The sequence below is a fragment of the Streptomyces sp. NPDC021115 genome, from assembly GCF_044333065.1.
GTDB lineage: Bacteria > Actinomycetota > Actinomycetes > Streptomycetales > Streptomycetaceae > Streptomyces.
In genome coordinates, this window is sequence record NZ_JBIRQF010000002.1 from 650989 (window position 1) to 666435 (window position 15447).

The following is a 15447-nucleotide window of genomic DNA, read 5'->3' on the forward strand; positions in this document are numbered from 1 at the left end:
GACATGGACTGGTGCCACTACCGCTTCCACTGCCGATGGGACCTCGACGCACCGCCCGCCGCCGTCTTCGCGGCGCTGGCGGACCCCGACGGCTATCCGCGGTGGTGGCCCCAGGTCCGTGAGGTGCGGCGGCTCGACGACCGCACCGGCACCGCCCGCTTCCGCTCCCTCATCCCGTACGACCTGCGCGTCACCGTCACCGAGGCACACCGGGACCCCGCCCGCGGCACGCTGCGGATCGACTTCTCCGGCGACCTGGACGGCTGGGCCCGCTGGACGGTCACCGCGCGCGGCGCGGGCACCCGCGCCCTGTTCGAGCAGGACGTGGTGGCGCGCAAACCGCTGCTGCGGCGCTTCGCGGTGCTCGGGCGGCCGCTGTTCCGCGCCAACCACGCCCTGATGATGCGCGCCGGGCGCCGGGGGCTGCGGGCCCGGATGCTCACCCGGCGGCCCGACCGGAATCCGGTTTGAACCACACCTCGCCCGACCTGTATTGTTCAGGTCGTTCCACCGGGGAAGACCCGGGCGAACATCCCGGGCGATTAGCTCAGCGGGAGAGCGCTTCGTTCACACCGAAGAGGTCACTGGTTCGAACCCAGTATCGCCCACCGATCCGGGGCCGGGCCGCCAACAGGCGGCCCGGCCCCGGTGCTTTCCGGGCGTGCCGCCGCCCGACCTGGGTACCCGCCTGGCTCCCGCGGACGAATCGAAAGGGAGCCCATGGCCGTCACGACCACCACCGTCGTCCTGTCCCTGGACTGCGCCGAGCCCGAAGAGCTGGCCCAGTTCTACGCCACCGTGCTCGGCGCCGAGATCACGCCGGTGACCAGCCTCGACCGGATCGACATCACCGCCCCCAGTGGGGCCCGCATGGCCTTCCTCCGCGACCACGGCTACGCCCCGCCGAGCTGGCCCCGGCCGGACGACTCCCAGCAGGCCCATCTGGAACTCGTGGTCGACGACATGGACGCCGTCGAACGCCAGGTCGTCGACCTGGGCGCGCGGCCGCTGGACACCAAGGACAACGGCGGCCCGAACGACGTCCGCCTCTACTCCGACCCGGCCGGGCACCCGTTCCGGCTCCGGCACGCCTGAGAGACCGGATGTGCCTCAGGCTGCCGCCGGGAGGTCCGGCCGCAGCGGCCACGCCGGGTCGCAGACCTCGTCCGAGCCGTTGAGCGCGAACCACGCCTGGAGGCCGCGCGCCTGCGCCGCGTACCAGACCGTCTGGCGGTCGTGCAGCTCACTGGGCGTCAGCTTCTCCAGCCGTGACGCGAAGCGGCGGCCCACCGCCCGCACGACCTCCAGGGAGGCCATCGCGTCCGCCGCCGCGTCGTGCGCGCCCGTCAGCTCGACGCCGTAGTGCGCACACAGATCGGTGAGCGTGCGGCGCCCCTTGCGGTAGCGGTCCAGGTGCTTGTCCAGCACCCGGGGATCGAGGACGCACAGCGCGCGCAGCGACAGATAGGTCGCCAGGGTGGCATTGCGGTGCCGCTTCAACTCGCGGTCCAGCAGCGTCAGATCGAACGGGGCGTTCATCACCACCACCGGGGTGCCCCGCGCCGTCTGCTCGGCGAGCGCCCGCGCCACCTCGTCCATCACCGGCGCGGGCCATCGGCCGAGCCGCTGGAGATGCTCATCGGTCAGCCCGTGTATCTCTGTCGCGGCCCGCGGCACCGGTATGCCCGGGCTCACCAGCCAGCGCCGCACCTCCGGCAGGCTTCCCGCGCCGCGCTGGACGATGAGAGCGGCCGACACGATCCGGTCGTGCTCGACATCGATCCCCGTCGTCTCCGTGTCGAACGCGGCGAGCGGCCCCTCGAACCAGGACGACATGGCCTCAACTCCTCGTGCATACGTGCCCCATGACCTCCGGACCCCGCCCCGACCTGGTGATACCCGGAGGGGGATGGACGAACCACCGCTGTTTGCACAGCAACTGACGGGGAGACAACACAGGTGTACGGACACCGGCGACGACCGGAAGGCGTCACGCACATGGCGCTCGCGCAGCCTGAACCGGCCCCGTCGGCGAGCGGTCTGCTGCCCGAGCGGACCGCGCCCTCGCGCGGCCACATCGCCACCACCGCCTGCATGGAGACGCTCCAGGTCGGCTATCTGCACGCCGTCGCGGCGGCCGCGGGCTGCTCGCTCGCGCAGCCCTTCCCGGACCACGGCATCGACTGGCACGTCAGCCACAGCGCGCCCGGCCACGCCGTGGACGACGAGGTGACGATCAAGGTGCAGCTGAAGGCCACGTACCAGCTGGCACCGCATCCGCCCGGCCCGACCTTCGGTTTCACCCTCGACAACGACCATCTGGTCAAGCTCGCCCGCAGCCCGGTCTCGGTGCACAAGATCCTTGTGGTGATGATCGTGCCGCGCGACCGCGACGACTGGATACGGGCCGGTCACGACCGTCTGGCACTGCGGCACTGCTGCTACTGGATCAACCTGGCGGGCCACCCGGTGACGGGCCGCCGCCGGACCACCGTGCGGATCCCGACCTCGCGGATCTTCGACGACCGCGCGCTCTGCGAGATCATGACCCGGGTCGGGGCGGGAGGGAGACCCTGATGGACCGCGACCGGCCCCCCACGCATCGCCTTCCGGAGCCCAGGCTCCATACGCCCGCGCCCCGCCCCGACGAGGTGGACCCCGCCGTCCTCGGCGCGCTCCTCGCCCGGCACGGCTGGCACCGCCGCGGCGGCGCCCGGGGACGCTACGCCCGCTGGACGCCCCCGGGCGAGCTGCCGGGCACCAGCCTGCTCGTGCCCGAGCGCCGCGACTTCCCCGACAGCGTCGACCTCCTCGGCGAGGCGCTGCTCGCCCTGGCCCGCAGCGCCGCGCCCTCCGCGCGCGAGGTGCTGACCGGACTCGCCGTGCCCAGCGACGAGATCCGCTGGTGGCGAGAGATGCCCGAGTCCCACGACGGGTCCCACGGCGGCGCCGCCTGGCCCGCGCAGGAGCGGCTGCGCGCCGCCGCCAGGGCCACCCTGCTGGCCGGGGCGCTCGCCGCCCGGGGCAGGGCCGGGTACTACGGCGCACGGCACCGCCGGGCGGCCGAGGCATCTCTGGAACACGTGCTGACCGGCCCCGCGGGCGCCGCGTCGGGCGGCCATCAGCTGACCGTCTTCGTCCCCGTCGAGGACGGCCGGGCCGTCACCGCCACCCTGCTGCGCGCCCTGTACGCGCTGCGCGACGCCGTCGACTACCAGCGGGCCACCGGCGGCATGGAGGCGTTCGACGCAGCCGTGGCGGCGGGGGCGAGCCGTGAGCTGACCGAGGCCGTCGTCGCGCTCGTCCAGGGCACCGAGGGCGCGCGGATGGCCCTGGAGTGGTCAGCGGCCGCCGGTCCGCCGCCGGGGTTCTCCACCCGGCCCGAACCCGTCGCGTTCACGCCCGGGGACCTGCCGGGGCTGCGCGAGGCCGGGGCCCGCTACGTACGGGATGAGCCGTCCGTCCCCGTGCGGGTCACCGGCGCCGTGGTGCGCCTGGGCCGCGCCGGTCCTGGCGGCCCGGGGACGGTGCGGCTGCGGGTGCTGGCCGGGGCGGACGTGGCGCAGCTGCGGATCGTGCTGGACGAGGACGACTACCGGATCGCGGGCCATGCCCATCTGGTCGGGCTGCCGATCCGGGTGAGCGGGCGGCTGGAGAGCCGCGGCGGCTTCCGGCGGCTGAGCGGAGCCGGGGGCGTGGCACCGGTGCGGGTGGACGACGCGGAGCGGGACCGGCTGCTCAAGTCGCTCCAGGAGAACCCGGACTTCTTCGAGGAGGCGTGCGGCGAGGACTGAGCGCGCCGGGGCGGCGCCGCCGTCGTTGCCCGCCAGGACAACCGTTTCGCGGTCGGGCCGGTCGGCTCGGTACGATTCTCGCTGCGCGGCATTCGCCGCGGGTAGCGATCCTTCAGTCAGGAGAGACCGGTGTCAGACGTCCGTGTGGTCATCCAACGCGATTCCGAGCGGGAAGAGCGCGTGGTGACGACGGGCACTACGGCGGCGGACCTCTTCGCCGGCGACCGCTCGATCGTCGCCGCGCGCGTGGGCGGGCAGCTGAAGGACCTGGCGTACGAGCCCGCCGACGGCGAAGAGATCGAGCCGGTGGAGATCACCAGCCAGGACGGTCTGGACATCCTGCGCCACTCGACCGCGCATGTGATGGCGCAGGCCGTGCAGGAGCTGTTCCCCGAGGCCAAGCTCGGCATCGGCCCGCCGATCAAGGACGGCTTCTACTACGACTTCGACGTCGAGACCCCGTTCCAGCCGGACGATCTCAAGCGCATCGAGAAGAAGATGCAGGAGATCCAGAAGAGGGGCCAGCGGTTCTCGCGCCGTGCGGTCACCGACGAGGCCGCCCGTGAGGAGCTGGCCGCCGAGCCGTACAAGCTGGAGCTGATCGGCCTCAAGGGGTCGGCCGCTGACGCCGCCGAGGGCGCCTCCGCCGAGGTCGGCGCGGGCGAGCTGACGATCTACGACAACCTCGACGCGAAGTCCGGCGACCTGTGCTGGAAGGACCTGTGCCGTGGTCCGCACCTGCCGACCACCCGGAACATCCCGGCCTTCAAGCTGATGCGCAGCGCCGCCGCGTACTGGCGGGGGAGCGAGAAGAACCCGCAGCTCCAGCGGATCTACGGCACCGCCTGGCCGACCAAGGACGAGCTGAAGGCGTACCTGGACTTCCTGGCGGAGGCCGAGAAGCGCGACCACCGCAAGCTGGGCGCCGAGCTGGACCTGTTCTCCTTCCCGGACGAGCTGGGCTCGGGCCTGGCGGTGTTCCACCCGCGCGGTGGCGTGATCCGCAAGGAGATGGAGGAGTACTCGCGGAAGCGGCACGAGGAGTCGGGGTACGAGTTCGTCAACACCCCGCACATCACCAAGGCCAAGCTTTTCGAGACCTCGGGCCACCTGCCGCACTACATGGAGGGCATGTTCCCGCCCATGGAGTTCGAGGGCCAGGACTACTACCTCAAGGCCATGAACTGCCCGATGCACAACCTGATCTTCAGGGCGCGCGGGCGGTCCTACCGTGAGCTGCCGCTGCGGCTGTTCGAGTTCGGCACGGTCTACCGGTACGAGAAGTCCGGCGTGGTCCACGGCCTGACCCGGGCCCGGGGCTTCACCCAGGACGACTCGCACATCTACTGCACCAAGGAGCAGATGGCCGATGAGCTGGACAATCTGCTCACCTTCGTGCTGGACCTGCTCCGCGACTACGGTCTGAACGACTTCTATCTGGAGCTGTCCACCCGCGACGACTCCGACAAGTTCATCGGCGGGCCTGAGCAGTGGGAAGAGGCCACCGAGGAGCTGCGCAAGGCCGCCGAGAAGCAGGGCCTTGAGCTGGTCATGGACCCGGGCGGCGCGGCCTTCTACGGCCCGAAGATCTCGGTCCAGGCGCGGGACGCGATCGGCCGTACCTGGCAGATGTCGACCATCCAGGTCGACTTCAACCAGCCGGAGCGCTTCAACCTGGAGTACACCGCGGCCGACGGCTCGCGCCAGCAGCCCGTCATGATCCACCGGGCGCTGTTCGGGTCGATCGAGCGCTTCTTCGCGGTCCTGCTGGAGCACTACGCGGGGGCCTTCCCGGCGTGGCTCGCCCCGGTGCAGGCGGTCGGCATCCCGATCGGCGACGGCCATGTGCCGTACCTGGAGGAGTTCGCCGCCCAGGCCCGCGCGAAGGGCCTGCGGGTGGAGGTCGACTCGTCCTCGGACCGCATGCAGAAGAAGATCCGCAACGCTCAGCGCAGCAAGGTCCCGTTCATGGTCATCGCCGGTGACGAGGACGTCGCCAACGACGCGGTGAGCTTCCGCTACCGCGACGGCTCGCAGAAGAACGGCATCCCGGTCCAGGACGCCATCGCCGAGATCGTCGACGCCGTGGAGCGCCGCATCCAGGTGTGATCCAAAGCCATGAGGGGCGGCTCCCGGCCGGGGGGCCGCCCCTCGTCGCATCCCAGGGCGCCGGGGGCGAATATGCTGGCCCGCATGACGAGTGAGCCGGAGCAGCAGATCGGAGTGGGGACGCCGGACGCGTTCCAGCGCCTGTGGACGCCCCACCGGATGGCGTACATCCAGGGCGAGAACAAGCCCACCGGCCCGGGGTCGGGCGATGGCTGTCCGTTCTGCTCTATTCCGGACAAGTCCGACGAGGACGGCTTGATCATCGCCCGGGGGGAGCGCGTCTACGCCGTGCTCAACCTGTACCCGTACACCGGCGGGCACCTCATGATCGTTCCGTTCCGGCACCTGGCCGACTACACCGAGCTGGACGCCGAGGAAACGATCGAGCTGGCCGAGTTCACCAAGACCGCCATGACCGCGCTGCGCACCGCCTCGGGAGCACACGGTTTCAACATCGGGCTCAACCAGGGCACCGTCGCGGGGGCCGGGATCGCCGCCCATCTGCATCAGCACGTGGTGCCCCGCTGGGGCGGCGACAGCAACTTCATGCCGGTCATCGGCCGCACCAAGGTGCTGCCGCAACTGCTCGCCGACACCCGCCGGTTGCTCGCCGACGCCTGGCCGAAGGGCTGAGCAGCACCGCCGTACGACACGAAAAGGGGCGTGGCTCCCGGCAGACCGCCGGGGGCCACGCCCCTTTCGTCACGCCGGGGCCTACGCGTCGTAGAGGTCGGCCTTCTTCGGGGAGGCGTCCTGGATCTGGCCGCTGAGGGCCAGCGAGCGGTTGCCGAAGCGCTCGGTGTCCACGCCGTGGTGCTTGAGCACGCCGATCGCCGCCTCGTGGACCACCCGCAGCACGGGGGTGGCGGTACGCAGCGCGTCGTCCGCCATGAAGCGGTGCCGCCAGGGCTTGTCGGCCCAGGCGTGGCGCAGCCCGAACGGCTCGGGCAGCACGAGCTTGCCGCCGAGGTGGTCGAGTATCGGCGGGTACCAGGTGAAGGGGGCGCGCGCGGCGAGCCGCACCACCTCGGAGGGCTTCACCAGCGGCAGCGGAACCGACTTGGTCTCCCAGAACCGGAAGGTCTTGGGAACCGTCTTCGAGGGCGCCGAGGGCTTGCCGAAGAACAGCGAGTTCACCGGGCCCAGCGCATGCCCGGTGACCTCGATGCGCATCGTCTTGTGCAGCAGCGTCACCGTGATCATGAATGTGATCACCAACTGGCCGTCCCACAGCACGAACTGCACACCCAGATAGTGCCGGTCACCGGAGCCGAACTGCTGCTGATCGCAGATCCGCTGGAGCTCGACGCCCTTTATCTGGAAGCCCTCCTCCTCGGAGGCGCCGCCGCGCTCGACCGACTTGGCACCCTCCCCGATGGGGGAGACCACCCAGTGGCGCACCTGGGGCGGGCTGGTGAAGCCGCCGGTGTGCAGCGGGGTGCGCTCCAGCATGCGCAGCTGGTCGTGGATCGCCCGTATGACGTCCCAGCTGCGGAAGGGGTCGATCTCCTTGTCGGGGTCGGCCGACACCAGGTCCTCGGCGAGCTGCCAGCTGCCCCAGCGGGTACCCATCCCGAGTATGCCCTTGGGGCCGGCGTAGAAGACCACGTTGCTGTACTGCTCGGCGGTGAGCTTGTGCAGCGACTTGCGCAGCACCTCGGCGGAGGTCTGGCCCGGGTGGTTGGGCACCGTCTCGGGCACCTTGGCGCCGACGCCGGTGCCCGAGAGCAGCCCGCCCCAGTAGTCGCGCAGCTCCTTGGAGGTGCGCTCGCAGATCTGCTTGGCGATGTACCAGCCGATCACCGGGGCGACCACCACACCGCGCAGGTATATGCCCCAGAAGCCGTTGAACGGCAGCTTCACCAGGAAGATGAGGACGAAGATGCCGAGGGCCGCCATCAGGACGGTGCCGATTGCCCCCATCCGCTTGTCCTGGGCTCCGGCCACCGAGCGGCGCAGCTGGAAGGCGCCGAGCCAGAGCAGCGCCCCGGGGAGGAAGAGCAGCCCGAAGATCACCATGACGACGGTGAGGCGGGCGTCGCGGACCTTGCGGATCCGGTTGGCGGCCAGGCAGTGCTCGACGATCGTCTGCGGCTCGGTGCCGAAGGACTGGATCACCTGCTTGCGGCCGCCGCCGAGCATACGCAGCTGGACGGCGCGCGAGAACGCCTCGCCCAGGTTCGGCTCGAACAGCGAGATCTTCGGTGCCTTCACCTCCGAGACGGTCCACTCGGAGTTGGCCTCCAGCAGCTTCGCCACCGGGTCGTCACGGTAGGCGGCGGAGGCCAGGGCCTGTGTCGCCGCCGTCTCTCCATCCGACCCGGACAGGGGCACCTGTGCCCCGGGACTGAAATCGAATCCGTCCGTCACCAACGCCCCCAATACCGCACGCCGCTTGCGCTGCGACCTCAGCGTATCCGGGGTGCGTACCGCCTGTCGCCAGGGCGTGGTTGCCTGTGGAAAACTTCCCCGTCCTCACCTCCCCGCGGAGGGCGCGAGCCGACCGCCGCCCACCCCGGCGGAGTTGGGGCGGACGGCGTCGCAGCGGCCCGTGAACTACGCCCCGGCCGCGGCCCGTTCGCCGCGCACCCGCTCGGCGACGTGCGGCGGCATCGGCTCGTGCCGGGCGTACGAGCGGCTGAAGCGGCCCGTGCCGTGCGACAGCGACCGCAGGTCGACCGCGTACCGGCCGATCTCGATCTCGGGGACCTCCGCCTGGATGAGGGTCCGCCCACCGCCCGACTGCTCGGTGCCGACGACCCGGCCGCGCCGCCCGGACAGGTCGCTCATGACGGCGCCGACGTAGTCGTCGGAGATCAGGACGCCGACCTTGACCACTGGCTCCAGCAGCTCGATCCAGGTGTCGGCGGCCGCCTCGCGCAGCGCGAGCGCGCCCGCCGTCTGGAAGGCGGCGTCGGAGGAGTCCACCGAGTGCGCCTTGCCGTCCAGCAGCGTGATCCGCACGTCGACCAGCGGATTTCCGGTGGAGACGCCGCGCGCCGCCTGGGCCCGTACGCCCTTCTCGACGGACGGGATGAACTGCCGGGGCACCGCGCCGCCGACGACCTTGTCCACGAACTCGATGCCCGAGCCGCCCGGCAGCGGCTCCACCTCGATCTCGCAGATCGCGTACTGGCCGTGCCCGCCGGACTGCTTGACGTGCCGTCCGCGCCCGGTGGACTTGGCGCCGAACGTCTCGCGCAGCGCGACCTGGTACGGCACCGCGTCCACCTGGACCCCGTAGCGGGCGCGCAGCCGTTCCAGCGCGACGTCCATATGGGCCTCGCCCAGGCACCACAGCACCACTTGGTGGGTGTCCGGATTCTGCTCAAGACGCATCGTCGGGTCCTCGGCGACCAGCCGGGAGAGGCCCAGCGACAGCTTGTCCTCGTCCGCCTTGCTGTGCGCCTCGATGGCGACGGGCAGCAGTGGGTCGGGCATCTGCCATGGCTCCATGAGCAGCGGCCGGTCCTTGGCCGAAAGCGTGTCCCCGGTCTCGGCGCGGGTCAGCTTGGCGACGCACGCCAGATCGCCCGCGATGGCCTGGGACAGCATGCGCTGCTGCTTGCCGAACGGCGCGGACAGGGCGCCCACCCGCTCGTCCACGTCGTGGTCCTCATGGCCGCGGTCCTCCAGGCCGTGCCCCGAGACATGCACCGTCTCGTCAGGGCGCAGCGTCCCGGAGAAGACCCGGACCAGCGAGATCCGGCCGACATACGGATCGGAGGAAGTCTTGACGACCTCGGCGGCCAGCGGCCCGTCCGGGTCGCAGACCAGCGCCGGGCACGCGGCGCCCTGCGGAGTGGTGACCGCGGGTGCCTCGCGCTCCAGCGGGGTCGGGAAGCCGCGGGTGATCAGCTCCAGCAGCTCGGTGGTGCCGAGGCCCTGCTTGGAGCCGTCGGCGGCGGGCGCGGCGGCCAGCACGGGGTGGAAGCTGCCGCGGGCGACGGCCTTCTCCAGGTCGTCGATCAGCGTCTTGACGTCGATCTCCTCGCCGCCCAGATAGCGGTCCATGAGGGTCTCGTCCTCGCTCTCGGCGATGATCCCCTCGATGAGCCGGTCGCGGGCCTCCGAGACCAGCGGGACCTGGCCGTCGGTGGGCGGGGTCTCGGTCCGCACCCCGGAGGAGTAGTCGTAGACCTGCTGGGAGAGCAGGCCGATCAGCCCGGTCACCGGGGCGTGCCCGTCCGGCGCCGGTTCGCCGCGCAGCGGCAGGTACAGCGGCAGAACGGCGTCGGGGTCGTCGCCGCCGAAGGTCCGGCGGCAGATCTCGGTCATTTCCTCGAAGCTGGCGCGGGCCGCCTCAAGGTGTGTGATCACGATGGCGCGCGGCATCCCGACCGCCGCGCATTCCTCCCACACCATGCGGGTGGCGCCCGCGATGCCCACCGCGTCCTGGGCCGCCGAAACGACGAAGAGGGCCGCGTCCGCTGCCCGCAGACCGGCCCTCAATTCCCCGACGAAGTCGGCATAACCTGGGGTATCGAGCAGATTGATCTTGATCCCGCCCGATTCGACGGGGACCAGTGACAGCTGCACCGAGCGCTGCTGCCGGTGCTCGATCTCGTCGTGGTCGGAGAGGCAGCCGCCGTCCTCGACCCGGCCGGCCCGGTTGATCGCGCCGGTCGCCAGCGCCAGGGCCTCCACCAGCGTCGTCTTCCCGGACCCGCTGTGGCCGACCAGCACCACATTCCGCAGGGAGCTGGGCCGGTCGGCCGCCGCTGCCCTTCCGGCGGCCCCTGGGTGTGTGTTCGTCTTGTCGCCCATGTGTCTCGCCTCCCGGTCGACACCTTGCGATACTTCGAGCTTTCCACCGAGGTCACGGTGCGTCCATACGTCGCACATCCGGGCGTCGTACGGGAGGGGTGTGGGAGCGGTCCGACAGGTGCGCTGCGCCCCGGTGGCGCCTGGCTACGATGGGCCCGCCGGTGGCCTTTTGACCATCCGGCCCGTATCGACCCACCGGGAAGGCCATGCTGAACAAGTACGCGCGTGCTTTCTTCACGCGTGTTCTCACACCGTTCGCCGCCCTGCTCATCCGCCTCGGCGTCAGCCCGGACGCGGTGACGCTCACCGGAACCGGTGGTGTGATCGCGGGTGCGCTGGTCTTCTATCCCCGGGGTGAGTTCTTCTGGGGAACCGTCGTCATCACGCTCTTCGTCTTCTCGGACCTGATCGACGGCAATATGGCGCGGCAGCTGGGCCGCTCCAGCCGCTGGGGAGCGTTCCTCGACTCGACGCTGGACCGGGTCGCCGACGGGGCGATCTTCGGCGGTCTGGCGTTGTGGTACGCGGGCGGGGGCGACGACAATGTGTTGTGTGCGGTGACGATTTTCTGTCTCGCCAGCGGCCAGGTGGTCTCGTACACCAAGGCGCGCGGCGAGAGCATCGGGCTGCCGGTGAACGTCAACGGGCTGGTGGAGCGCGCCGAGCGGCTGGTGATCTCGCTGGTCGCCTGCGGTCTGTCCGGCCTGCACATGTTCGGTGTGCCGCACATCGAGATCCTGCTTCCGATCGCGCTGTGGATCGTCGCGGTGGGCAGTGCGGTGACCCTCGTGCAGCGGGTGGTCACCGTGCGCCGGGAGGCCGCCGAGGCGGACGCCACGGAGCGGCCGGTGGCCCAGGGGGGCGAGACACGGTGAAGGACAGGCTGACCGACGCGCTCTACGGGCTCGGCTGGAGCACGGTCAAGAAGCTCCCCGAGCCGACCGCGGTGCGCCTCGGGCAGCGGATCGCCGACCAGGCGTGGAAGCGGCGCGGCAAGGGTGTGCTGCGCCTGGAGGCCAATCTGGCGCGCGTCGTCCCCGAGGCATCGCCGCGGCGGCTGGCCGAGCTGTCCCGGGCGGGCATGCGGTCGTACATGCGCTACTGGATGGAGTCCTTCCGGCTCCCCACCTGGAGCGCGGAGCGCATCCGCGGCGGCGTCGAGATCAAGGACGCGCACTATCTGGTGGACGGTCTGGCCAGCGGCCGCGGGGTGGTCCTCGCGCTGCCCCACATGGGCAACTACGACCTCGCCGGGGCCTGGGTCACCACCAAGCTGGAGGTGCCGTTCACCACGGTCGCCGAGCGGCTGAAGCCGGAGTCGCTGTACGACCGCTTCGTCGCCTACCGCGAGGGGCTCGGCATGGAGGTGCTGCCGCACGAGGGCGGAGCCGCGTTCGGGACCCTCGCCCGGCGGCTGCGGGCGGGCGGTCTGGTCTGTCTGGTGGCCGACCGGGACCTGTCCGCCTCCGGCGTGGAGGTGTCGTTCTTCGGCGAGCCCGCGAAGATGCCCGCGGGCCCGGCGCTGCTCGCGGCGCAGACCGGCGCGCTGCTGCTGCCGGTCACCCTGTGGTACGACGAGTCCCCGGTCATGCGGGGGCGGGTCCATCCGCCCGTCGAGGTGGTGCGGGACGGCACGCGGGCCGAGCAGACGGCCGTCATGGCCCAGCGGGTCGCCGATGCGTTCGCTGAGGGGATCGCCGAGCACCCGGAGGACTGGCACATGCTCCAGCGGCTGTGGCTCGCCGATCTGGATCACGGTCGAGGAGACCTGGAGCAGAGTCCTGGAATGGAGAAGACGTGAGGATCGGGATCGTCTGCCCCTACTCCTGGGACGTACCGGGTGGCGTGCAGTTCCACATCCGCGACCTGGCGGAGCACCTCATCCGGCGCGGCCACGAGGTCTCCGTCCTCGCCCCCGCGGACGACGAGACCCCGCTGCCGCCCTACGCCGTCTCCGCGGGGCGCGCGGTCCCGGTGCCGTACAACGGCTCGGTGGCCCGGCTGAACTTCGGCTTCCTGTCCGCAGCGCGGGTGCGGCGCTGGCTGCACGATGGCGCCTTCGACGTCATCCACATCCACGAGCCCACCTCGCCCTCCCTCGGGCTGCTGGCCTGCTGGGCGGCGCAGGGCCCGATCGTCGCCACCTTCCACACCTCCAACCCCCGCTCGCGGGCCATGATCGCCGCGTATCCGATCCTCCAGCCCGCGCTGGAGAAGATCAGCGCGCGGATCGCGGTCAGCGAGTACGCGCGGCGGACCCTGGTCGAGCACCTGGGCGGCGACGCCGTCGTCATCCCCAACGGTGTCGACGTGGGCTTCTTCGCCGACGCCGAGCCGAAGGAGGAGTGGCAGGGCGACACGATCGGGTTCATCGGCCGCATCGACGAGCCCCGCAAGGGGCTGCCGGTGCTGATGCGCGCCCTGCCGAAGATCCTCGCCGAGCGGCCCGGAACCCGCTTGCTGGTCGCCGGGCGCGGCGACGAGAAGGAGGCGGTCGAGGAGCTGCCGAAGGAGCTGCGGAAGCGGGTCGAGTTCCTGGGGATGGTCAGCGACGAGGACAAAGCGCGCTTCCTGCGCAGCGTGGACGTGTACATCGCGCCCAACACGGGCGGCGAGAGCTTCGGCATCATCCTGGTCGAGGCCATGTCAGCGGGTGCGCCGGTCCTCGCCAGCGACCTGGACGCCTTCGCCCAGGTCCTGGACGGGGGAGCGGCCGGTGAGCTGTTCGCCAACGAGGACGCGGACGCGCTGGCGGCCGCCGCGGTACGGCTGCTGGGCGACCCGGACCGGCGCGCGGAGCTGCGGGAGCGGGGCAGCAGCCATGTGCGGCGCTTCGACTGGTCGACCGTGGGGGCGGACGTCCTGGCGGTCTACGAGACGGTGACGGACGGTACGTCGTCCGTCGACGCCGACGACCGCGTCCGCCTCCTGACCCGCCTGGGCCTGACCCGCGACGAGGACAGGGCCGGACAGGGGCGGGCCGGTAGGCGGTAGCGTGGCGCGGCGTGAGCACACTGATCTGGGTCGCGGTCGCGCTGGTGGCCGTCGTCGTCTATCTGAGCTGGACCGCGGGGCGTCTTGACCGGCTGCACAGCCGTCAGGACGCGGCGCGGGCGGCGCTGGACGCGCAGTTGCTGCGCCGCGCCTCCATCACCCAGGAGCTGGGCACCGCCGGAGTGCTCGACCCGGCCTCGTCGATGGTGCTCTATCAGGCCGCGCACGCCGCCCGGCAGGCCGAGGAGGAGCACCGTGAGGTCGCCGAGAGCGAGCTGAGCCAGGCGCTGCGGGCCGTCTTCGAGGAGCCCGCGCAGGTCGAGGCGGTGCGGGCGGCGCCGGGCGGCGAGGCGGCGCTGGAGGAGCTGGCCGAGGCGGTGCGCCGGGTGCCGATGGCGCGGCGGTTCCACAACGACGCGGTACGGGCGGCGCGGGCGCTGCGCCGCCACCGCAAGGTGCGCTGGTTCCGGCTCGCGGGCCATGCCCCGTTCCCGCTGGCGTTCGAGATGGACGACGAGCCTCCGGCGGCGCTGGTGGCGCGCGCGGCGGCCTGAGGGCTTCGGCCTGAGGGCTTCGGCCTGAGGGCTTCGGAGCCACCGGCCTTCGATTGGCCCTTGCCGGGGCGCGTCCTGACCGGGTTTCGTACGTGTGTGTACCACACACGCCCATGACCCGGACCGGATGGCCGGGTCATGAACGGGTATCGAACGGCCCTACGATGGGTTCATCGCACTTTTCACTATCGAGTGAGGTCAAACCGTGTCCACCACGTCCGCCAGCACGTCCCCGTCCGCAGAGAATCCGGCGGCTCCCGCGACCGGCACCGCCCGCGTCAAGCGCGGCATGGCCGAGCAGCTCAAGGGCGGCGTGATCATGGACGTCGTCACGCCGGAGGAAGCCAAGATCGCCGAAGACGCCGGGGCCGTCGCGGTCATGGCGCTGGAGCGGGTCCCGGCCGACATCCGCAAGGACGGCGGCGTGGCCCGGATGTCCGACCCGGACATGATCGACGGCATCATCAGCGCGGTCTCCATCCCGGTCATGGCGAAGTCCCGGATCGGCCACTTCGTCGAGGCGCAGGTGCTCCAGTCCCTGGGCGTCGACTACATCGACGAGTCCGAGGTGCTGACCCCGGCCGACGAGGTCAACCACAGCGACAAGTGGTCCTTCACCACCCCGTTCGTGTGCGGTGCCACCAACCTGGGCGAGGCGCTGCGCCGGATCGCCGAGGGTGCGGCCATGATCCGTTCCAAGGGCGAGGCCGGCACCGGCAACGTCGTCGAGGCGGTCCGTCACCTGCGCCAGATCAAGGGCGAGATCGCCCGGCTGCGCGGCCTGGACAACCACGAGCTGTACGCCGCGGCCAAGGAGCTGCGCGCCCCGTACGAGCTGGTCGCGGAGATCGCGCAGACCGGCAAGCTGCCCGTCGTGCTGTTCTCCGCCGGTGGTGTCGCCACCCCGGCCGACGCCGCGCTGATGCGTCAGCTCGGCGCGGAGGGCGTCTTCGTGGGCTCGGGCATCTTCAAGTCCGGCGACCCGGCGAAGCGCGCCGCGGCGATCGTGAAGGCGACCACCTTCTACGACGACCCGAAGGTCATCGCGGACGCGTCCCGCGACCTGGGCGAGGCCATGGTCGGCATCAACTGCGACACCCTCCCCGAGGCCGAGCGGTACGCCAACCGCGGCTGGTAAGCACCGCACCGCGCTGCCTGACGGTGGACGGTCCGCGCCACCCGCGGGCCGTCCACCGAACGCGTTCACCCTGAGATTCCGAGAGGCCCCG

The 15447-nt window shown here is 71.4% G+C and carries 14 protein-coding genes and 1 tRNA gene; 12 read left to right on the plus strand and 3 right to left on the minus strand.

Annotated elements, in window-relative coordinates:
- Positions 1-3 precede the first annotated feature (3 nt).
- From ACH4TL_RS08570 to ACH4TL_RS08580, 3 genes are all read left to right on the plus strand, one after another.
- Positions 4-471, plus strand: a complete 468-nt coding sequence (locus tag ACH4TL_RS08570) for an SRPBCC family protein (protein ID WP_398309922.1) — start codon at positions 4-6, stop codon at positions 469-471.
- A gap of 65 nt (positions 472-536) precedes the next feature.
- Positions 537-608, plus strand: a tRNA-Val gene (locus ACH4TL_RS08575).
- A gap of 112 nt (positions 609-720) precedes the next feature.
- Positions 721-1095 (plus strand): VOC family protein, encoded by a 375-nt coding sequence (locus tag ACH4TL_RS08580; protein WP_398309919.1) that lies wholly within the window; start codon positions 721-723, stop codon positions 1093-1095.
- A 15-nt stretch (positions 1096-1110) separates the two neighbouring features.
- Here ACH4TL_RS08580 and ACH4TL_RS08585 read toward each other — a convergent pair whose 3' ends face one another.
- The gene (locus ACH4TL_RS08585) at positions 1111-1836 is read right to left on the minus strand and encodes a 3'-5' exonuclease (RefSeq protein WP_398309916.1); all 726 of its coding nucleotides are present in this window, start codon (positions 1834-1836) and stop codon (positions 1111-1113) included.
- 162 nt (positions 1837-1998) lie between these two features.
- Here ACH4TL_RS08585 and ACH4TL_RS08590 point away from each other — a divergent pair, with 162 nt between their 5' ends.
- From ACH4TL_RS08590 to ACH4TL_RS08605, 4 genes are all read left to right on the plus strand, one after another.
- The gene (locus ACH4TL_RS08590) at positions 1999-2577 is read left to right on the plus strand and encodes a DUF4365 domain-containing protein (protein WP_398309913.1); all 579 of its coding nucleotides are present in this window, start codon (positions 1999-2001) and stop codon (positions 2575-2577) included.
- Positions 2577-3794 carry a hypothetical protein gene (locus ACH4TL_RS08595; protein ID WP_398309910.1) on the plus strand — a complete coding sequence of 406 codons (1218 nt, stop codon included), beginning with the start codon at positions 2577-2579 and terminating at the stop codon, positions 3792-3794. The genes ACH4TL_RS08590 and ACH4TL_RS08595 overlap by 1 nt, the downstream gene beginning before the upstream one ends.
- A 129-nt stretch (positions 3795-3923) precedes the next feature.
- The gene (gene thrS / locus ACH4TL_RS08600) at positions 3924-5903 is read left to right on the plus strand and encodes a threonine--tRNA ligase (RefSeq protein ID WP_398309907.1); all 1980 of its coding nucleotides are present in this window, start codon (positions 3924-3926) and stop codon (positions 5901-5903) included.
- A 72-nt stretch (positions 5904-5975) separates the two neighbouring features.
- Positions 5976-6536: an HIT family protein gene (locus ACH4TL_RS08605; protein WP_398309904.1), complete on the plus strand. Its 561-nt coding sequence runs from the start codon at positions 5976-5978 to the stop codon at positions 6534-6536.
- Between the two features lie 81 nt (positions 6537-6617).
- On the opposite strand, the gene ACH4TL_RS08610 is transcribed toward ACH4TL_RS08605, so the two are convergent.
- Together ACH4TL_RS08610 and ACH4TL_RS08615 are read right to left on the minus strand one after the other, a co-directional pair.
- Positions 6618-8273, minus strand: coding sequence for a hypothetical protein (locus ACH4TL_RS08610; RefSeq protein WP_398309901.1), 1656 nt, complete (start codon positions 8271-8273; stop codon positions 6618-6620).
- Between the two features lie 186 nt (positions 8274-8459).
- Positions 8460-10670 carry an elongation factor G-like protein EF-G2 gene (locus tag ACH4TL_RS08615; protein ID WP_398309898.1) on the minus strand — a complete coding sequence of 737 codons (2211 nt, stop codon included), beginning with the start codon at positions 10668-10670 and terminating at the stop codon, positions 8460-8462.
- Between the two features lie 206 nt (positions 10671-10876).
- Between ACH4TL_RS08615 and pgsA the strand changes: the two genes are divergently transcribed.
- The 5 genes from pgsA to pdxS all read left to right on the plus strand — a co-directional run bounded on the left by pgsA (position 10877) and on the right by pdxS (position 15356).
- Complete coding sequence (pgsA, locus tag ACH4TL_RS08620; protein WP_398309895.1) at positions 10877-11545, plus strand: phosphatidylinositol phosphate synthase; 669 nt, start codon at positions 10877-10879, stop codon at positions 11543-11545.
- Positions 11542-12471, plus strand: a complete 930-nt coding sequence (locus ACH4TL_RS08625) for a phosphatidylinositol mannoside acyltransferase (protein ID WP_398309892.1) — start codon at positions 11542-11544, stop codon at positions 12469-12471. The genes pgsA and ACH4TL_RS08625 overlap by 4 nt, the downstream gene beginning before the upstream one ends.
- Entirely contained in the window at positions 12468-13664 is a 1197-nt protein-coding gene (locus ACH4TL_RS08630) for a glycosyltransferase family 4 protein (protein WP_398309889.1), read from the plus strand. The genes ACH4TL_RS08625 and ACH4TL_RS08630 overlap by 4 nt, the downstream gene beginning before the upstream one ends.
- An 11-nt stretch (positions 13665-13675) precedes the next feature.
- Positions 13676-14218 carry a hypothetical protein gene (locus tag ACH4TL_RS08635; RefSeq protein WP_398309886.1) on the plus strand — a complete coding sequence of 181 codons (543 nt, stop codon included), beginning with the start codon at positions 13676-13678 and terminating at the stop codon, positions 14216-14218.
- Positions 14219-14423: 205 nt separating this feature from the next.
- Positions 14424-15356, plus strand: a complete 933-nt coding sequence (gene pdxS, locus ACH4TL_RS08640) for a pyridoxal 5'-phosphate synthase lyase subunit PdxS (RefSeq protein WP_009713658.1) — start codon at positions 14424-14426, stop codon at positions 15354-15356.
- The last annotated feature ends 91 nt before the right edge of the window (positions 15357-15447 follow it).